Source organism: Enterobacter sp. ECC-219 (genome assembly GCF_043966805.1).
Lineage (GTDB): Bacteria > Pseudomonadota > Gammaproteobacteria > Enterobacterales > Enterobacteriaceae > Enterobacter > Enterobacter cloacae_N.
Genome location: NZ_CP143680.1, coordinates 2,714,510 through 2,731,639 on the forward strand (window position 1 = coordinate 2,714,510; position 17,130 = coordinate 2,731,639).

Annotated in this window: 14 protein-coding genes and 1 other RNA gene; 11 read left to right on the plus strand and 4 right to left on the minus strand. The window is 54.7% G+C overall.

Annotation, left to right across the window (positions count from 1 at the left end; translation table 11 throughout):
- Nucleotides 1-95: 95 nt before the first annotated feature.
- Nucleotides 96-1,496, plus strand: coding sequence for an MFS transporter (locus V1603_RS12890; protein ID WP_116340475.1), 1,401 nt, complete (start codon nt 96-98; stop codon nt 1,494-1,496).
- A gap of 3 nt (nt 1,497-1,499) precedes the next feature.
- Nucleotides 1,500-3,875, plus strand: coding sequence for a glycoside hydrolase family 3 N-terminal domain-containing protein (locus V1603_RS12895; RefSeq protein ID WP_395312725.1), 2,376 nt, complete (start codon nt 1,500-1,502; stop codon nt 3,873-3,875).
- Nucleotides 3,876-3,880: 5 nt separating this feature from the next.
- Here V1603_RS12895 and rprA read toward each other — a convergent pair.
- Nucleotides 3,881-3,988, minus strand: an RNA gene (gene rprA, locus V1603_RS12900) — antisense sRNA RprA.
- 209 nt (nt 3,989-4,197) lie between these two features.
- Nucleotides 4,198-5,313, minus strand: coding sequence for an AI-2E family transporter YdiK (gene ydiK / locus V1603_RS12905; protein ID WP_116340471.1), 1,116 nt, complete (start codon nt 5,311-5,313; stop codon nt 4,198-4,200).
- 198 nt (nt 5,314-5,511) lie between these two features.
- Here ydiK and V1603_RS12910 point away from each other — a divergent pair, with 198 nt between their 5' ends.
- The 3 genes from V1603_RS12910 (at nt 5,512) to V1603_RS12920 (ending at nt 9,255) form a co-directional block, all read left to right on the plus strand.
- Nucleotides 5,512-8,568, plus strand: coding sequence for an FAD-binding and (Fe-S)-binding domain-containing protein (locus tag V1603_RS12910; protein WP_166710851.1), 3,057 nt, complete (start codon nt 5,512-5,514; stop codon nt 8,566-8,568).
- Nucleotides 8,565-8,975 carry a 1,4-dihydroxy-2-naphthoyl-CoA hydrolase gene (gene menI / locus V1603_RS12915; protein ID WP_028012841.1) on the plus strand — a complete coding sequence of 137 codons (411 nt, stop codon included), beginning with the start codon at nt 8,565-8,567 and terminating at the stop codon, nt 8,973-8,975. The genes V1603_RS12910 and menI overlap by 4 nt, the downstream gene beginning before the upstream one ends.
- A gap of 85 nt (nt 8,976-9,060) precedes the next feature.
- Complete coding sequence (locus V1603_RS12920) at nt 9,061-9,255, plus strand: YdiH family protein (RefSeq protein WP_003857766.1); 195 nt, start codon at nt 9,061-9,063, stop codon at nt 9,253-9,255.
- Between the two features lie 50 nt (nt 9,256-9,305).
- Here the strand turns inward: V1603_RS12920 and V1603_RS12925 are convergent, their stop codons facing one another.
- Together V1603_RS12925 and V1603_RS12930 are read right to left on the minus strand one after the other, a co-directional pair.
- Complete coding sequence (locus V1603_RS12925; protein ID WP_233002401.1) at nt 9,306-9,935, minus strand: helix-turn-helix domain-containing protein; 630 nt, start codon at nt 9,933-9,935, stop codon at nt 9,306-9,308.
- Nucleotides 9,936-10,004: 69 nt separating this feature from the next.
- Nucleotides 10,005-10,664: a helix-turn-helix domain-containing protein gene (locus V1603_RS12930; protein ID WP_116340465.1), complete on the minus strand. Its 660-nt coding sequence runs from the start codon at nt 10,662-10,664 to the stop codon at nt 10,005-10,007.
- A 406-nt stretch (nt 10,665-11,070) separates the two neighbouring features.
- On the opposite strand from V1603_RS12930, the gene V1603_RS12935 reads away from it, so the two are divergent.
- The 6 genes from V1603_RS12935 (at nt 11,071) to V1603_RS12960 (ending at nt 17,109) form a co-directional block, all read left to right on the plus strand.
- Nucleotides 11,071-11,601 (plus strand): fimbrial protein, encoded by a 531-nt coding sequence (locus tag V1603_RS12935; protein WP_395312726.1) that lies wholly within the window; start codon nt 11,071-11,073, stop codon nt 11,599-11,601.
- 61 nt (nt 11,602-11,662) lie between these two features.
- Nucleotides 11,663-12,340: a molecular chaperone gene (locus V1603_RS12940; protein ID WP_395312727.1), complete on the plus strand. Its 678-nt coding sequence runs from the start codon at nt 11,663-11,665 to the stop codon at nt 12,338-12,340.
- Between the two features lie 51 nt (nt 12,341-12,391).
- Nucleotides 12,392-14,917, plus strand: coding sequence for a fimbria/pilus outer membrane usher protein (locus tag V1603_RS12945; protein WP_395313982.1), 2,526 nt, complete (start codon nt 12,392-12,394; stop codon nt 14,915-14,917).
- A 9-nt stretch (nt 14,918-14,926) separates the two neighbouring features.
- Entirely contained in the window at nt 14,927-15,889 is a 963-nt protein-coding gene (locus tag V1603_RS12950; RefSeq protein ID WP_395312728.1) for a fimbrial protein, read from the plus strand.
- 11 nt (nt 15,890-15,900) lie between these two features.
- Nucleotides 15,901-16,413, plus strand: coding sequence for a fimbrial protein (locus tag V1603_RS12955; protein ID WP_395312729.1), 513 nt, complete (start codon nt 15,901-15,903; stop codon nt 16,411-16,413).
- 48 nt (nt 16,414-16,461) lie between these two features.
- Nucleotides 16,462-17,109, plus strand: coding sequence for a LuxR C-terminal-related transcriptional regulator (locus V1603_RS12960; protein WP_116340457.1), 648 nt, complete (start codon nt 16,462-16,464; stop codon nt 17,107-17,109).
- Nucleotides 17,110-17,130: the final 21 nt, after the last annotated feature.

Below are 17,130 nucleotides of genomic sequence, written 5' to 3' on the forward strand. Positions count from 1 at the left end.
AGCGTTGCTAATACTTGAGCCTTACTGCGCATTTCCCTTCGGAAGATGCGCAACTGGTTGAAATACGTTTTAACCTGATAAAAAGGCAAATAACAATGACACTTTCCTCTGTATTGCGTACCAAAGATAAAATAGGTTATGGCTTAGGCGATATGGCCAGCGCGCTGGTCTGGCAAACGGCCACGTTATTTCTTGCTTATTTCTATACCGACGTTTTCGGTTTACCCGCTGCCATTATGGGCACCATGTTTTTAGTGGTGCGCGTGGTCGATGCGTTTGTCGACCCGTGCATTGGCGCGCTGGTTGACCGCACGCAGACGCGTCACGGCCGTTTCCGTCCCTGGTTGCTGTGGTTTGCTATTCCCTTTGGCGTAAGCTGCCTTATCACCTTCTACGTACCGGACGTCGGGCCGACGGCAAAAATTGTTTATGCCTGCGCGACCTACGCGATTTTAAGCCTGATTTACTCCGCCATTAACGTGCCTTACTGCGCCATGCCGGGGGCGCTGACGCTGGATCCGCGCGAGCGCCACTCCCTGCAGTCCTGGCGTTTTGGCTTGTCGTTTATCGGCGGGCTGATCGTAACGGTTATCGCCTTGCCGCTGGTCTCATTGTTAGGACAGGGCAACGTGCAGAAAGGCTATTTCTACGCCATGAGCCTGATGGGGCTGCTGGGGATTGTGCTTTTTTTCTGCTGTTTCCTGATGACCCGCGAGCGTTATTCCCCACGCAATGATACCTCCGGCTCCATGCTAACCGATTTAAAACTGCTGGCCGGGAACAGCCAGTGGCGTATTGTCTTCCTGTTTAATATTTTGCTGTTAACGGCGGTGGTGACGCGCGGCTCTGCCACCATGTATTACGTCAACTATGTGCTGTTGCGCCCGGAGCTGGTTTTTGCCTTTATTGTTTCCGGCATGGTGGCCTCCTTAAGCGGCGCATTATTATCTGAACGGCTGCTGGGGAAATTTGACCGCGTCCGCGCCTATCAGTGGACGATTATTTCCTTCGTCATCTTCGGCGCGCTGATTTTCTTCCTGCCGCCTTCTCAGGTGTGGCTGATTTTTGGCCTCAACATTGTCTTTAGCTTTGTACAAAACCTCACCACGCCGCTGCAGTGGACCATGTTCTCAGATGTGGTCGACTACGAAGAGCACCGCAGCGGCCGCCGTCTGGACGGGCTGGTCTTCTCCACCGCGCTGTTTGCCATCAAGTTTGGGCTGGCGCTGGGCGGGGCGGTGGTCGGCTGGGTGCTCGGCATGGTGGATTACGCCCCGGGCCAGGCAGCCCAGGCGCCGCACGTGCTCTCCACCATCAACGCGCTGTTCACCCTTATTCCGTGCGCGCTGTTCCTTTGCATGGTGGCGCTGCTTTCCATCTACAAGCTCAACAGCCGGCTGGTGGATTCCATCGCCCGGGAACTGGCGAGCAAGCGTGAGGTAAGACCCGACGCGGGGCAGCTAAGCCCGGCAACCCCTTCCGCACTACAGGAGTAAAATATGACTGCTATCTATAAGGACGCGGGACGTCCCGTACACGAGCGCGTCGCCGATTTACTGGCGCGTATGACCCCGGAAGAGAAGTTCGCCCAGATGCATGCGTACTGGCTGATCCTCGATGAAAACGGTAACCACCGCGAGCGCAGCGACCTCAGCGATGAGTTCGCCGGCGTGAGCCAGCAGGCTGCACTCAGCGAACGGCTGAAGCTGGGCGTCGGGCAAATTACGCGCCCGCTGGGCACCCACATCGTTGATGCGAAAACCGGCGTGCGCGCCGCTAACCGCCTGCAGCGCATGATGATGGAGGAGACGCGTCTTGGCATTCCGGCATTGTTCCATGAAGAGTGCCTGGTGGGGCTGCTGTGCAAAGACGCCACGCTGTTCCCGTCGTCGCTGAACTACGGCTCCACCTGGGACCCTGAACTGGTGCAGCGCGCGGCAGAGCAGATTGGTAAAGAGGCGCGTTCCGTTGGCTGCCAGCAGGGGCTGGCCCCGGTGCTGGACGTTTCCCGCGACGTGCGCTGGGGGCGAACCGAAGAGACCTTCGGGGAAGATCCCTGGCTGGTGGGGGTGATGGCCACCGCCTACGTGAAAGGCTTACAGGGCGATAAGCGCGATCTGCTGGCGACGCTCAAGCATTACGTGGGCCACTCGTTCAGCGAAGGGGCGCGTAACCACGCCCCGGTTCATCTCGGCTTCAGCGAGCTGAACGACACCTTCCTGCTGCCGTTTGAAATGGCGGTTAAGCTGGCAAACGCCGGTTCGGTCATGCCCGCCTACCACGATATCGATAACCAGCCGGGGCACAGCGACAGCTTCCTGCTGACCACCGTCCTGCGTGAACAGTGGGGCTTCGACGGCATTATTGTCGCGGACTATGGCGGCGTCAGCCTGCTGCACCAGCATCACGGGATTTCCCACGACGCAGCGGAGTCCGCTGCGCTGGCCTTTAACGCCGGGCTGGACGTTGAGCTGCCGAAAGACGACTGCGCGAGCCATCTGGCAGATGCCGTTGAGCGTGGATTGATTTCCATGACGAAGGTGGATGAGATCGTAGCGCGTACGCTGACCGAAAAATTCCGCCTCGGCCTGTTTGAGAACCCGTATGCCGATGAAAACGGTATCGATCTGCAAAATGAGATGACCCGAGAGGTCGCGCGGGAGGTAGCGACCAAATCGATCACGCTTCTGGAAAACGACGGCATTCTGCCGCTGAACGGTAAGCCCCGCGTGGCGGTGGTGGGGCCGACGGCAGACGATCCGCTGGCGTTACTCAGCGGCTACAGCTTCCCGGTGCATTTGATCATCAGCGATATGGTTGAGGAAACCTCGCAGGTGACGACCCCGCGCGCGGCGCTGGAGCAGTACCTGGGGGCATCGAACGTGCGCTATGCGAAAGGGTGCCACATTATCGAAAAACGGATGGCGGGTGCGCCGGTCTTCCCCGGCGACAGCGGTGGCAAGCCGATGCAGCAGTCTCCCGTGTCGCAAAGCACCGCACTTATCCCCGAGGCGGTCAACGCCGCGCAGGAGAGTGACGTGGTGGTGGCCTGCGTGGGCGATCTCGCCGGACTGTTCCAGAGCGGCACGGTCGGGGAAGGATCTGATACCGATTCTCTGAATCTGCCCGGCGTGCAGCAACAGCTGCTGGACGCCCTGGTCGCCACCGGCAAACCGGTGATTGTCGTGATGACCGGCGGGCGCCCGTACAACCTTCAGGGGCTGGAGGACAAGGTTGCCGCGCTGATGATGGCCTGGGCGCCGGGGCAGGAAGGGGGCTGGGCGATTGCCGATGTGCTGACCGGTCGCGCGGAGCCGCAGGGGCGTCTGGTAGTCAGCGTGCCGAAAAGCGCCGGGGCGATGCCGTATTACTACAATCACAAGCTGAAAAGCGGCGGCACGCCGTTTGCGTTCCATTTCGGTGCGCGTTACCCGTTTGGTTTTGGCCTTGGCTGGACGCAGTTTAGCTGGGGCACTGCCCGCGTCGCTGAAAGCCGCGTGCCGGTCGACGGTGAGGTGACGCTGAGTGTGGATATCACCAATACCGGCGAGCGCAGCGGGAGTGAAGTCGTGCAGGTCTACGTGCGGGACAGGGTCGCTAGCCAGGTGCGCCCGCTTCAGGAGCTGAAGGCCTTCCAGCGCGTCACGCTCTCGCCGGGCGAAACCGCCACGCTCACCTTCACGCTGCCGGTTGAGATGTTCAACTTCACCCGTCGTGACGGGAAACGCATCGTTGAGCCTGGCGAGTTTGAACTGCAGATTGGCGCATCGTCGGCGAATATCCGCGAGGTCGTGACGGTCAACGTAACCGGAGAGACGCGGGTTCTGCCTGCTGAATGGCGAATGCTCAGTCGCTGTGACGTGAAGCGCGCGTAGTCAGGATAAAAAAAAGCCCATCGTGGGAGATGGGCAAAGACTACACACAGCAATTCGTTGTTTCACTCAGGGGATTTCCATGCTTATAAACCAAGGTGTTGATTTATAACCGTGAGCTAATAGTAGGCATTGTGTTATTTAGCGTCGATCAGATTCGTCTCAATAGTTAAAGAGACGTAAAGATTTCTTGAGGATAATAGCGGACTTACTGTTGAAATAGCGGGTCTGACCAGTGAGTGACGAATAAATAGTTTAGTAATGCTTAAGTGTTGATGAGGGTAATGTAGACCAGGTGCGCGTTAGCGCCACCCGGCCAAAAGGCTTACTGCGTGTTCTTCTCTTCCAGCTCTTCCAGCTCGCTCAGAATCACGTCCGGGTCGGTTCCCGGCGGCGGCACTTCATGAACCCAGGCGGAGAACAGACGCCAGGTGACGGCGAGCAGCACCGGGCCAATGAACAGACCGATCATCCCGAAGGCAATCAACCCGCCGATAACGCCGGAGAGGATCAGGATCAGCGGCAGGTCTGCGCCCATGCGGATGAGGATGGGGCGAATCACGTTATCCATGGTGCCGACCACGCAGCTCCAGACCAGCAGAACCGTTCCCCACGTGGTATCACCCGTCCAGTACAGCCAGATAATACTCGGAACCAGCACCAGCAGCGGCCCCAGTTGCGCAAGGCAGGTCATCAACATGACCACGGTAAAGACGGTGGCGTACGGTACGCCGGAAATCGCCAGGCCGATACCGCCCAGCACCGCCTGAACCAGCGCCGTCACCACGACGCCCAGGGCGACCGCGCGCACGGCCTGCGCGGCCAGCAGTACCGCGGCATCGCCCCGTTTTCCCGCCAGGCGGGTGGCAAAGTGACGAACGCCTAAAGCCACCTGCTCACCGCGCCAGTAAAGCAGGGCGCTGAAGACCAGCATCAGGGTACAGTGCATCATAAAGCGGCCGATATGCGCGGCCTGACCGACAAACCAGGTGGTGGTGGTGCCAATATACGGACGCACTTTCGCCATCAGCGCGCTGCCGCCCATCTCCAGCAGGCTATGCCAGCCGCTGTAGAGTTTAGCGCCCACGACCGGAATGCTGTTCAGCCAGGCAAGATCCGGCAGCGTCAGGTCGCCGCTGGTCACGGCGCGGATCACCGGGCCGCTGGAGTCGACAAGGCTGTTAACCAGCAGGGCAATCGGAATAATAAACAGCAGGAACAGCAGCAGCGTCATGACCAGAACGGCTAAGCCGCGGCGGCCAAACAGCAGCTTCTGCAGGCGTAATAAAAGAGGCCAGGTTGCGACGACAACGGTCGCGGCCCACGCAAAGCCGAGAATAAAGGGTTGAACAATCCACAGACACGCAATAATCATGAGGGCTAAGAACAGCACCGACAGCAGAATTTGCGCAACATCCCTGGGCTGACGAAGATTGACCATAAACGAAACATTTCCTTAAATGAACGCCAGCCGGGCTGGCGGGAACGTAAACCGCATCTCTCTAATCATTAGTGATATCAGCGATTTTTGACAGGCGAATTCTGCCTGTAATTCAGCAGAGATTATAAGAAAAAAATGTGATAAAACTTTTAAGATACACGCAAACGATTCCCACAACTCTAATTAGGGTCGACAGTAATGATCCCACAGATTTCTCAGGCACCTGGCGTCGTTCAGCTGGTGCTTAATTTTTTGCAGGCACTGGAGCAACAGGGTTTTACAGGTGATACCGCCACGAACTATGCCGACAGGCTGACGATGGCAACCGATAACAGTATCTACCAGCTTCTTCCCGATGCCGTCGTTTTCCCTCGATCTACGGCCGACGTGGCGCTTATCGCCCGGCTGGCAACGCAGGAGCGCTTTGCCTCTCTGGTCTTCACGCCGCGCGGCGGTGGCACCGGGACCAATGGTCAGGCGCTGAACCAGGGCATAATTATTGATATGTCGCGCTATATGAACCGCATCATTGAGATCAACCCTGAAGAGGGGTGGGTGCGGGTTGAAGCGGGCGTCATCAAAGATCAGCTTAATCAGTATCTCAAGCCTTACGGCTACTTTTTTGCCCCTGAGCTCTCCACCAGCAACCGCGCGACCATTGGTGGAATGATCAATACCGATGCTTCCGGCCAGGGCTCGCTGGTCTATGGTAAAACCTCCGACCACGTGCTGGGCGTGCGTGCGGTGCTGCTGGGCGGCGACATCCTTGATACCCAGCCGATGCCGGTTGAACTGGCGGAAACGCTGGGCAAAGATAACACCGCCAGCGGGCGCATCTACCGCACCGTGCTGGAGCGCTGCCGCGACAACCGCCAGCTTATTCTCGACAAATTCCCCAAACTGAACCGCTTTTTAACGGGCTACGACCTGCGCCACGTGTTTAATGACGACCTGACGCAGTTTGATTTAACCCGCGTGCTGACCGGCTCCGAAGGGACGCTGGCGTTTATTACCGAGGCGCGGCTGGATATCACCCGCCTGCCGAAGGTGCGTCGTCTGGTGAACGTCAAATATGACTCCTTCGACTCCGCGCTGCGCAATGCGCCGTTTATGGTGAAAGCGCAGGCGCTGTCGGTGGAAACCGTCGACTCGAAGGTGCTCAATCTGGCCCGGGAAGATATCGTCTGGCACTCCGTTAGTGACCTCATTACCGACGTGCCGGATAAAGAGATGCTCGGTCTCAATATTGTGGAATTTGCCGGCGATGATGCGGAGCTGATTGAACGCCAGGTCACCACGCTCTGCCAGCGTCTGGATGAGCTGATTGCGCAGGGAGAAGGCGGTGTGATTGGCTGGCAGCTCTGTAACGATCTGGCCGGTATCGAGCGTATTTACGCCATGCGTAAAAAAGCCGTGGGCCTGCTCGGCAATGCGAAAGGGGCGGCGAAGCCCATTCCTTTTGCCGAAGATACCTGCGTGCCGCCTGAACATCTGGCGGATTATATCGTTGAGTTTCGCGCCCTGCTGGACAGCCACGGCCTGAGCTACGGCATGTTCGGCCACGTGGATGCCGGGGTGCTGCACGTGCGTCCGGCGCTGGACATGTGCGACCCGCAGCAGGAGATCCTGATGAAGCAGATCTCCGACGACGTGGTGGCCTTGACCGCCAAATACGGCGGTCTGCTGTGGGGAGAGCACGGGAAAGGGTTCCGCGCGGAATACAGCCCGGCCTTTTTCGGGGAGCAACTCTACGCGGAACTGCGTAAGGTGAAAGCGGCATTTGACCCGGATAACCGCCTTAACCCGGGGAAAATCTGCCCGCCAGAAGGCGTGGACGCGCCAATGCTCCAGGTGGATGCCGTCAAGCGCGGCACCTACGACAGACAGATTCCGATTGCGGTGCGCTCGTCCTGGCGCGGCGCGATGGAGTGTAACGGCAACGGCCTGTGCTTTAACTTCGACGCGAAAAGCCCTATGTGCCCGTCGATGAAAATCACCAGCAACCGTATTCACTCGCCGAAAGGGCGGGCGACGCTGGTACGCGAGTGGCTGCGTCTGCTTGCGGATCGCGGCGTCGATCCCCTGAAGCTGGAGCAGGAACTGCCGGAAAAACGGGCCAGCCTGCGCTCGCTGATTGAGCGCACCCGCAACAGCTGGCATGCCAACAAGGGCGAATATGATTTCTCCCATGAGGTGAAAGAGGCGATGTCCGGCTGCCTGGCCTGTAAAGCCTGCTCTACCCAGTGCCCGATTAAAATCGACGTGCCGGAATTCCGCTCGCGCTTCCTGCAGCTTTACCACACCCGCTACCTGCGCCCGGTGCGCGACCATCTGGTGGCGACGGTGGAAAGCTATGCGCCGCTGATGGCGCGCGCGCCGAAGACCTTCAACTTCTTTATCAACCAGCCGCTGGTGCGCAAGCTCTCCGAAAAACACATCGGCATGGTCGATCTGCCGCCGCTGTCGGTGCCGTCTCTGCAGCGCCAGCTCGTCGGCCATCGCTCGGCAAACATGACCCTGGAGCAGCTCGAAGCGCTTACCCCTGAGCAAAAAGCGAACGTGGTGCTGGTGGTCCAGGATCCGTTTACCAGTTACTACGACGCCCAGGTCGTGGCCGATTTCGTCCGTCTGGCGGAGAAAGTGGGTTACCAGCCGGTGGTGCTGCCGTTCTCGCCTAACGGCAAGGCGCAGCACATCAAGGGTTTCCTGAACCGATTTGCGAAGACAGCGCAGAAAACGTCTGACTTCCTGAATCGCGTGGCGCAACTCGGAATACCGATGGTCGGCGTCGATCCGGCGCTGGTGCTTTGCTATCGCGATGAATACAAACAGACGCTGGGTGAGAAGCGGGGCGATTTCCACGTGATGCTGGTGCACGAGTGGCTGCCGTCGGCCCTGGAAGAGAAGACCGTTCAGGAGGCTGGCGGTGAACCGTGGTATCTGTTCGGCCACTGTACCGAAGTGACGGCGCTGCCGGGGGCCCCGGCGCAGTGGGCCGCTATTTTTGCGCGTTTCGGCGCGAAGCTGGAGAGCGTCAGCGTGGGCTGCTGCGGGATGGCCGGCACCTACGGCCACGAAGTGAAAAATCACGCCAACTCGCTCGGCATCTATGAGTTGTCCTGGCATCAGGCGATGCAGCGTTTACCGCGCAACCGCTGCCTGGCGACGGGCTACTCCTGCCGCAGCCAGGTCAAACGGGTAGAGGGTAACGGCGTACGCCACCCATTGCAGGCTTTACTGGAGATAATTGGATGATCTGGAAACGTGCCGTGACGCTGCAGGCGCTGAACGCCATGGGCGAGGGGAATATGGTGGGGCTGCTGGATATCCAGTTCACCCGCATCGGGGAAGACGATCTGGAGGCGACGATGCCTGTCGATAGCCGCACCCACCAGCCGTTTGGTCTGTTGCACGGCGGGGCCTCCGTCGTGCTGGCGGAAACCCTGGGCTCTGTCGCGGGGTATCTCTGCACCGAAGGCGAGCAGAAGGTGGTCGGGCTTGAGGTGAATGCCAACCATATTCGCTCGGTGCGCAGCGGACGCGTGCGCGGTATTTGCCGCGCGCTGCACGCAGGTAGCCGCCACCAGGTGTGGCAGATTGATATTCTTGATGAGCAGGATCGCCTGTGCTGCTCGTCGCGGCTGACGACGGCGGTCGTGTAAAGTTTTCAGATGAATTGGCTTTGGTCAAAAACTAGCCAGGATGTTGTGATATACTGGTCAGGATTTGTACATAAGCGAGGACATCATGGATACTGAAATAACCCCAACACAGCTGGCAATTGAATATTTACGTCGCGATAAGAGCAACCTGTCTCCGGCGCAGTACCTTAAAAAGCTGAAACAGCTTGAGCTGGAGTTCACGGATTTGCTGGCGCTCTCTTCGAATGAGCTGAAAGAAGAGATCTACTTTGCCTGGCGGTTGGGCGTTCACGTCCATTGAGCGAGTGTTGTTGAAAAGGCCGCGACTGCGGCCTTTTTTGTGCCCGGAATTCAGTATCGGGCAGGAAGCTTGTTGATCCTGATGAGTCGGCCTTCTTCGATTTCGATAAATCCGCCGGTTTTTAAATCCGCCAGAATACGCATTACGCCGCTGCGGGAGAGCTGGGTTTTCTCCCGGATATACCTTTCCGCCGTCACGCTGCTGCGATAGCTCTCATCTTCCTCCATCAGCTTTATCAGCTGCTGGCGAATCATCTCATACGCCGTCGGGGCGCCCTGTGGCATTACATTGTTATAAAGACGGCTATACACAAACATGAGTTGCTTCGAGAGTAGTCCCCACAGCGCCTTATCTTTAATAATCTCATTCACCCGCGCGGTGGTGAGCGTGCCAATCAGGCACGGGCTAACCGTCTTGATATAATCATTAAAATAGATATCGGTGAGGTTAGCGAGGCCGAACACGGCGGGGCTGCGGGCCGTAGACAGCATCATGTCATCGCTTCTTCTGTAGATGGCGACCGTCCCCTCAAGAATTAAATAGCACATTCCCTGACCGTTGATCTGGAGGTCAAGCCGCTCGCCGCGAGCGGTGCGTCGCGTTGTGCAATCAGGCAGTAAGTGTGAAATAAGCTCTTGTGCGTAAGGTGAGCCGCGGTGAGACGTTTCTGGAAGGGACATGGTAGCCGGTAACCTTAAGAATAACCTGGCTAATTATAGCGTCTCTCGCTGATACAGGCACGGTGGCAATCAATATTTGCGTGGCAGATGGTGAATTTCACGCAGCACACCGCGCTCCATGGTGATGTACTTGCCGGTCCGCAGTTCCGACAGAATACGCATAATTCCGCTACGTGAAAGATACGTCCGGCTTTTGATGTAGGCTGCCGCCGTCGTATTGTGCCGTATGGCGTCCGGCTCCTGCATCAGCTCAACAAGCTGGAACCGGATGATATCGTAGGCAGACATTTGCGATATTTGCGCGCAATGTTCGTATACCCGCGAGGCGGTATAAATAAGCAGCTTTGAAAAGTGCTCCCATAAATCATGCTGCGACACAATCTGGTTAAAGCTTTCCAGGGGCACACGGGCGATTTCCGCGGTTTCCAGCGCCCTGACGTAAAGATGCTCAGAGGAGAATTGACTGCTCACGCCCAGAATAAAAGGCGCTGATTCAGAGTTTAATACAATACCGTCACCGCGGCGATGAAGCGCCACGCTGCCCTGGATAAGCAAAAAGCACTGCCGAACATCATCTTTATAATAATGAACCGTTTCACCCCGGGCGATGATCATTCTCTTCGCTGCCGGGACCACATGGTTAATCAGCGTGTCTATATGGAATAACGGTTTTAAATCCAGAGCGGATGACGGCTGATTATTCAGCGGGGTGGTTAAACGTGTATTCATAAGATACCTCACATCGACTGCTTGTGTGATCATTTTTTGATCTGCGAAGAGAATTATCTTAAAAATTAATAAGTCAGGGAACATTCTGCAGAGGTCTAAAAGTAGACCGGGGAGCTTTTTCTATCTAACTGTTTGAATGCTAGAGAGAATTTATTTAAGTCTATTAATAGACCTGAAGCAATACGTGATAAGAATTTTCAAAAAACGAATGTTTCTTTTTTGTTAAATCTGAGTCTACAGCTAGACCATATAACCGTTGTCCTGGTGAAAAGAATTATATAAATTTTAACCAGGCAGTAAGAAAATACTTAAGCCGTTTATTGGAGAATAAAAACCTTCAGGTTTTTTATCGGCTTTCTACTGCATGAATCTCAGTAATAAATAAAGTGATACAGGGTAGAGCATTATGAAAAAGCAATTAATAATGGCAATGTTTGCAGCCAGTTCTGTACTGACCATAACAAATGTATTCGCAGCGGCAGGTACCGTTAATTTTAACGGTAATATTCTTGATTCTGCCTGCGATGTAGATGTGGCTTCTCAGAACCAGGTGGTGGTGCTGGGCGATTATAATAAAACGGAATTCCCGGTTACGGGTTCCAGAACGGCTGCAACACGATTTGATATTGTACTGAAAAACTGTCCGGTTACGGTTACCAGCGCAAAAGTCCGTTTCGACGGCACGCCGGATCCAACCAATGCCAACCTGCTGGCAATTGATTCGTCGGTGGCAGGGGCGGCAACAGGGGTGGCGATTAACCTGATGTCAGCGGATAAGGCCGATCTGCCGTTACACAGCAGCAATAATTATTCCTATGTGCTCAGTAGTACAACGGATAATACGCTGAATTTTTACGCGCAGTATATTTCCACTGAAGCAACGGTAACCGCCGGTCCTGCAAATTCCGTGGCTAATTTCTCCGTTGTCTATAACTGATTTTTCTTGACGGAAACCATTGGGGGGCCGTCTGTTGGCCCCTTTGTTATTGAGGTATAAAATGTATTTTCTGAGTAAAACTTTACTTGCCTGCGTGTTTCTATCAGCCGGTATTTCTCAAGCCACTGCGGGTGTGGTCATTGGCGGGACGCGCGTTATTTATGATGGCAATAAAAAAGAGTCTTCTATTAGCGTCACGAACCCAGACACGGCACCGTATTTAATTCAGTCGTGGGTAGAGTCGCAAAACGGAAGTGCTGAGAAAACACCTTTTATTATCACGCCACCACTCTACCGCCTGGATAAAGGCCAGCAGAACGTGGAACGTATTGTATTAGCAGGTTCGGTTGCCCAGGATAAAGAGTCGCTCTACTGGCTAAATATTAAGTCTATTCCTGCGGCATCGCGAAAAGACAATACGCTGCAAATTGCGGTAAAAACCCGCATTAAATTAATCTATCGTCCAGCAGCTCTGAAAGGGGTCATTCCTGAAGAGCTGGCATATAAATTAACCTGGCAGCGTAGCGGGGATCAGATTCAGGTCACTAACCCAACTAACGTGGTAATGAATTTCAATGAAATCCGCGTGAATGGTAAAAAGCTCGAGGATGTAACTTATGTACTTCCCGGGGCTAGCGCACGGTTTGATTTGCCGAAAGGTATTACCGGCGGTTCGGTAACGTTCAGGTTAATTAATGATTACGGTGGTACCGGAAATGTGCATAACGCCACCCTGTAATTCGTATTGTGCCAGAGGCCCTCTTTATTCTCGGTATGGAGTAACGTCGTGATTAGTCATAATAAGCAGGCGGTTTTATTTAATCCGGCACTGTTAATCGCTGTCGTACTCGGTTCGGTTACCGAGACCGCTTATGCAGGTGAGTATTTTAACCCTGAGCTGATTGAACTGGACAACCCTGGCATGAAAGGCGCCGATCTTTCGGCGTTTGAATCCGGTTCGCAACTGCCCGGCACCTATCGCGTTGATGTGCTCATCGGCGGGCAGGTTGTTGACACGCGCGAGATCAGATTTGACGCGGTAAAAAACGCGGAAGGCGAGACGTCCTTGCAGCCCTGCCTGAGCGTGGCGCAGCTTAAAAGCTGGGGGGTAAAAACCGAGCTATTCCCTGACCTGGATTCAGGCGGCGAATGTGCGAAGCTCTCGGCGATCCCGCAGGCGTCTACCGCGTTTATTTTCAGTGCCCAGCACCTTGAGATTACGATTCCACAGGCGGCGCTGTCACCGCAGGCTCGCGGATATGTGCCGCCAGAAATGTGGGACGAGGGGATCACCGCCGCGCTGCTCAACTACAGTCTGAGCGGCTCAAACAGCTGGGGACGTGACGGCAACAGCAGTAACATGAACAGCCAGTATGCCAACCTGCGTCCGGGCATTAACGTCGGTCCATGGCGGATCCGCAACTATTCCACCTGGAGCCGCGACGGCAGCGGTAAAGACAAATGGGATACGGTCTACACCTACGTACAGCGGGCGATCGTGCCGCTGAAGGCTCAGCTCACGACCGGCGACAGCGCCTCTCCGGCTGACGTATTTGACAGTATTCCATTCCGGGGGGCGCAGCTGGCCTCTGACGATGACATGATGCCTGACTCGTTGAAAGGCTATGCTCCGGTGGTGCGCGGTATTGCCCGCACCAATGCACAGGTCATCATTCGTCAAAATGGCTACCAGATTGCTCAGAGCGATGTGGCGCCGGGGGCGTTTGAAATTACGGATATATACCCCACTGGCGGCGCGGGTGACCTCGACGTTACCGTGAAAGAGAGCGACGGCAGCGAGCAGCACTTCACCGTAGCCTTTGCTTCACTGCCGGTATTACAGCGTGAAGAGCGTTTTAAGTATGCGGTAACCACAGGCCAGTACCGATCCTATAGCAGCGAAGTTGATAAAACCCCGTTCGCACAGTTGACCGGGATCTACGGCCTGCCGCATGGCCTGACGCTCTACGGCGGTTTCCAGGAATCGAGCAAGTATCAGTCTCTGGCAGCAGGGTTCGGTAAAAACATGGGCGACTTTGGCGCCTTCTCGACGGATGTTACTCAGGCGTGGTCAACCCCACAAAATCTGCCGGGAAGTAGCGGTCAGTCCTGGCGCATTCGCTACAGCAAGAACTTTGTTGAGACGGGAACCAACTTCGCCATTGCCGGCTACCGCTATTCAACCAGCGGCTACTACGGAATGCAGGAGGTGCTGGATTCCTATGGCGACAGCAGCGCGCTGCAGAACCGTCGTCGTAACCGGGCCGAGCTGACGATGAGTCAGAACATCGGTCAGAACCTGGGATCGCTCATGCTCAGCGCCGTACGTGAAGATTACTGGAATTCAGGCAGGACCACAGCGTCTTACAGCGCCGGGTACAACAACGCCTGGAAAAGCGTGAGCTATGGGATCACCTATACCTACAGTGAAAACGGCAGTACTGACGGCAACAGTGGTTCATCCCGCAACGGTAAGGATCAGCAGATTGCACTGAACGTCAGCGTGCCGTTAGAGGCTTTCTTGCCGCGTACCTGGGCTAATTACAGCATGAACGCCAGCAAGAACAACGGCACGACGCACAGCGTCGGCCTTAACGGCACCGCGCTGGAAAACAACGCGCTCAGCTGGAACGTACAGCAAGGTTACGGAACGGATTCCGTGGGATATACCGGCAATGCCAGCGCTGATTTTAAAGGCACGTATGGTGAAGTCTATGCGGGGTACGGTTATGACAAGGGCAGCGATCGTCTGAACTATGGATTGCAGGGGGGGATCCTTGCCCACGCCGACGGGGTGACTTTCTCGCAGCCACTAGGTGAAACCAACGTGCTGATAAAAGCACCCGGCGCGAAAGGGGTGAGTATCCAGAATCAGAGCGGCGCAAAAACCGACTGGCGTGGCTACACCGCGGTGAGCAATTTAATGCCGTATCGCAAGAACGACGTGGCGCTGATGACCGAGACGCTACCGGATGACGTGGAGCTGGAGCTGACCAACAAGACGGTGATACCAACCCGCGGTGCGGTGGTCAGGGCGGATTATGTGGCAAATGTCGGCATGCGGGTATTGATGACGCTTCAATACCGTAATGGCCAGCCGGTCCCGTTTGGCGCTATTGCCACTGTCAAAGGGCAGAGCGGGAACAGTTTTATTGTTGGGGATAAAGGTCAGGTTTATTTGACCGGCTTGAGTCCGAACGGAACGTTATGGGTTAAATGGGGTAGTGATAATTCAGAACAATGTCAGGTCAACTATGCGATTACTGAAAAAGACAGGTCAGACAGTATCCCTGCCGTTGTTTACGATTGTCGTTGAGGAAGCGTTATGTATTTAGCAAATAAATATCGGCCGTATGGGCAATTCATTTTTCTGGCACTGTTATGGTTATGCTCACTACGTGCTGAAGCAGACTGTACGTTCGGGGGCGGTGGATTTAACCCAGTACAACCGTTTAACATACAGCAGCCCGCCGTGACGGTTCAGCGTGATGCTCCCGTTGGCACAGTAATAAGCAGCTTCATTACCAATGGCAGTGGTGATATGGATCTTTGTATAGGTCCGGGGACGATTACTTATGAAATGAGTATGTTCAGTACACCTTCGTCAATAACTAATTATTATAATACAAATGTTCCAGGCGTGGGTCTTAGTTTGCAATTTGTTACTACAGACTGGTTCTTTTCCAAAGTCAGACAGTATTCATATTCGGTACCGACCAAAATCGTTGTTTATCCTCTGGAGGTTACTTTAATAAAGACAGGGGATATTACGTCAGGCGTGATCGGCTCTGGATTACTGGCAACGGCTCATGGTGATGATAATGTTCAATCGTTAACGGTTAACTATGCTGGCAATAAAGTGACGCAATTAGCATGCGCAATAACAACGCCTAATTTAACTTTTCCTATCGGTGATATATCGGCATCGGCTTTTGGTAATACTGTCGGCACCATTCCTTCTGGTGCTCAAAGCACGCAGAATCTGGGCCTTGATTGCGATGCCGATGCGAATATTAACGTCATGCTGCAGGGGATGCAAAACCCGGACGTCAGCACTGACAGCGTATTAGCCTTGACTGGGCAAGGGAACGCGGACGTGGCGAAGGGGGTCGGCGTACAATTGCTATATAATGGGGCGCCTTTAGCGTTAAATAACCGAATTGTTTTGAAACAATCCGCGGGTGGCCAGGAAACGTTCCCGATAACCGCCCGTTATTATCAGACTCAGGCGAGTGTTTCAACAGGCAAGGCCAACGCATCAGCCACCCTTGACTTAACGTATCAGTAATGGATAACGCGATGAATATTTTGCACGCGGCAGCGCTTGCCGCCACGTTAATAAGCTGCAATACCTTTGCAGGGGACGCTGTTAACGTCAGCGTTACCGGAAATATTATTGCCTCGCCCTGCATATTTAACGGAGGGAATGACAATATGGATATTAACCTCGGCAATATTCAGGCATCAAACATGTCTACGCCGGGGTCATCTTCCGATCCTGTGCCGTTTAACCTGATGTTTACCCAGTGTCCGGCTGGCACTGGCAGCGTAACGGTCTCATTTACCGGTAACCCCGATCCTGTCGCGGGGGCGGATTACTACATGAACAGCGGTTCTGCCACTAATGTCGCGATAGCAATGAGTGAGGCGGCAACCGGTGCGTTAAAGGGGACGGGGACAAGCATTACGCAGACGATCGCAGCAGACAGAACCGCAACGATGGCCATGCAGGCCGCGGTGACATCCTTTACCGGCGGGGCGACGCCGGGGAACATCAGCGCAGTTGTTGTCATGACGATGCAGTACAACTGATCGCTACGTGGAGATAATGGTGATGATTGACTGCTGGCGGTAACTGCTATGCTGAATATTCTCATTAAAGAGACTGATTTATTTTTTAGAGACGGATTGCAGCGTTTTCTTGTGGATTTCTTCACCCATAATTTCAGGCATTCGCTCCATTTTGACGTTGAACTTTCTCATGAACATGTTAGTGCCGCCGATATTATTTTTCTCGCGTTATGTCAGGGGGAAACCCTGACCTGCTATCCTGAATTACTGGCGCGCAAAAAAGGAATTGTGGTTGGTCTGGTCGAGGATGAGCACCGTTTCTCGGCATGTCCGTCCTGTTATCAGGATATGATATTTCTCTCTCGGCGCACCTCGCTTGACAGAATGACCGAGACGCTGTTTATCGCATGGTATCGCACCCAATTACCCAGCTTTCGCTGGAAAAATAAAAGCTGCGATGAATGCCAGCACAAGATATTATCGCTGCAGCAAATTCGCGTTATGGTGCATTTTTACAGAGGATTATCGGTAGGGCAGATTGCGGATAAGCTTAACACCAGTGATAAAACCATTTTTACCCATAAATATCTGCTGATGCAGAAATTCGACCTGCGTAGTGATTTTGAACTCATGGCCTTGATCCACCGGATGGTAGAGAAGAATACCTGTCCGAACCGGTTGCGTGACTATCTAATTGATAATCAGCTGCAAAGCTAACGCGTGGTGTAGTTGCCGGGT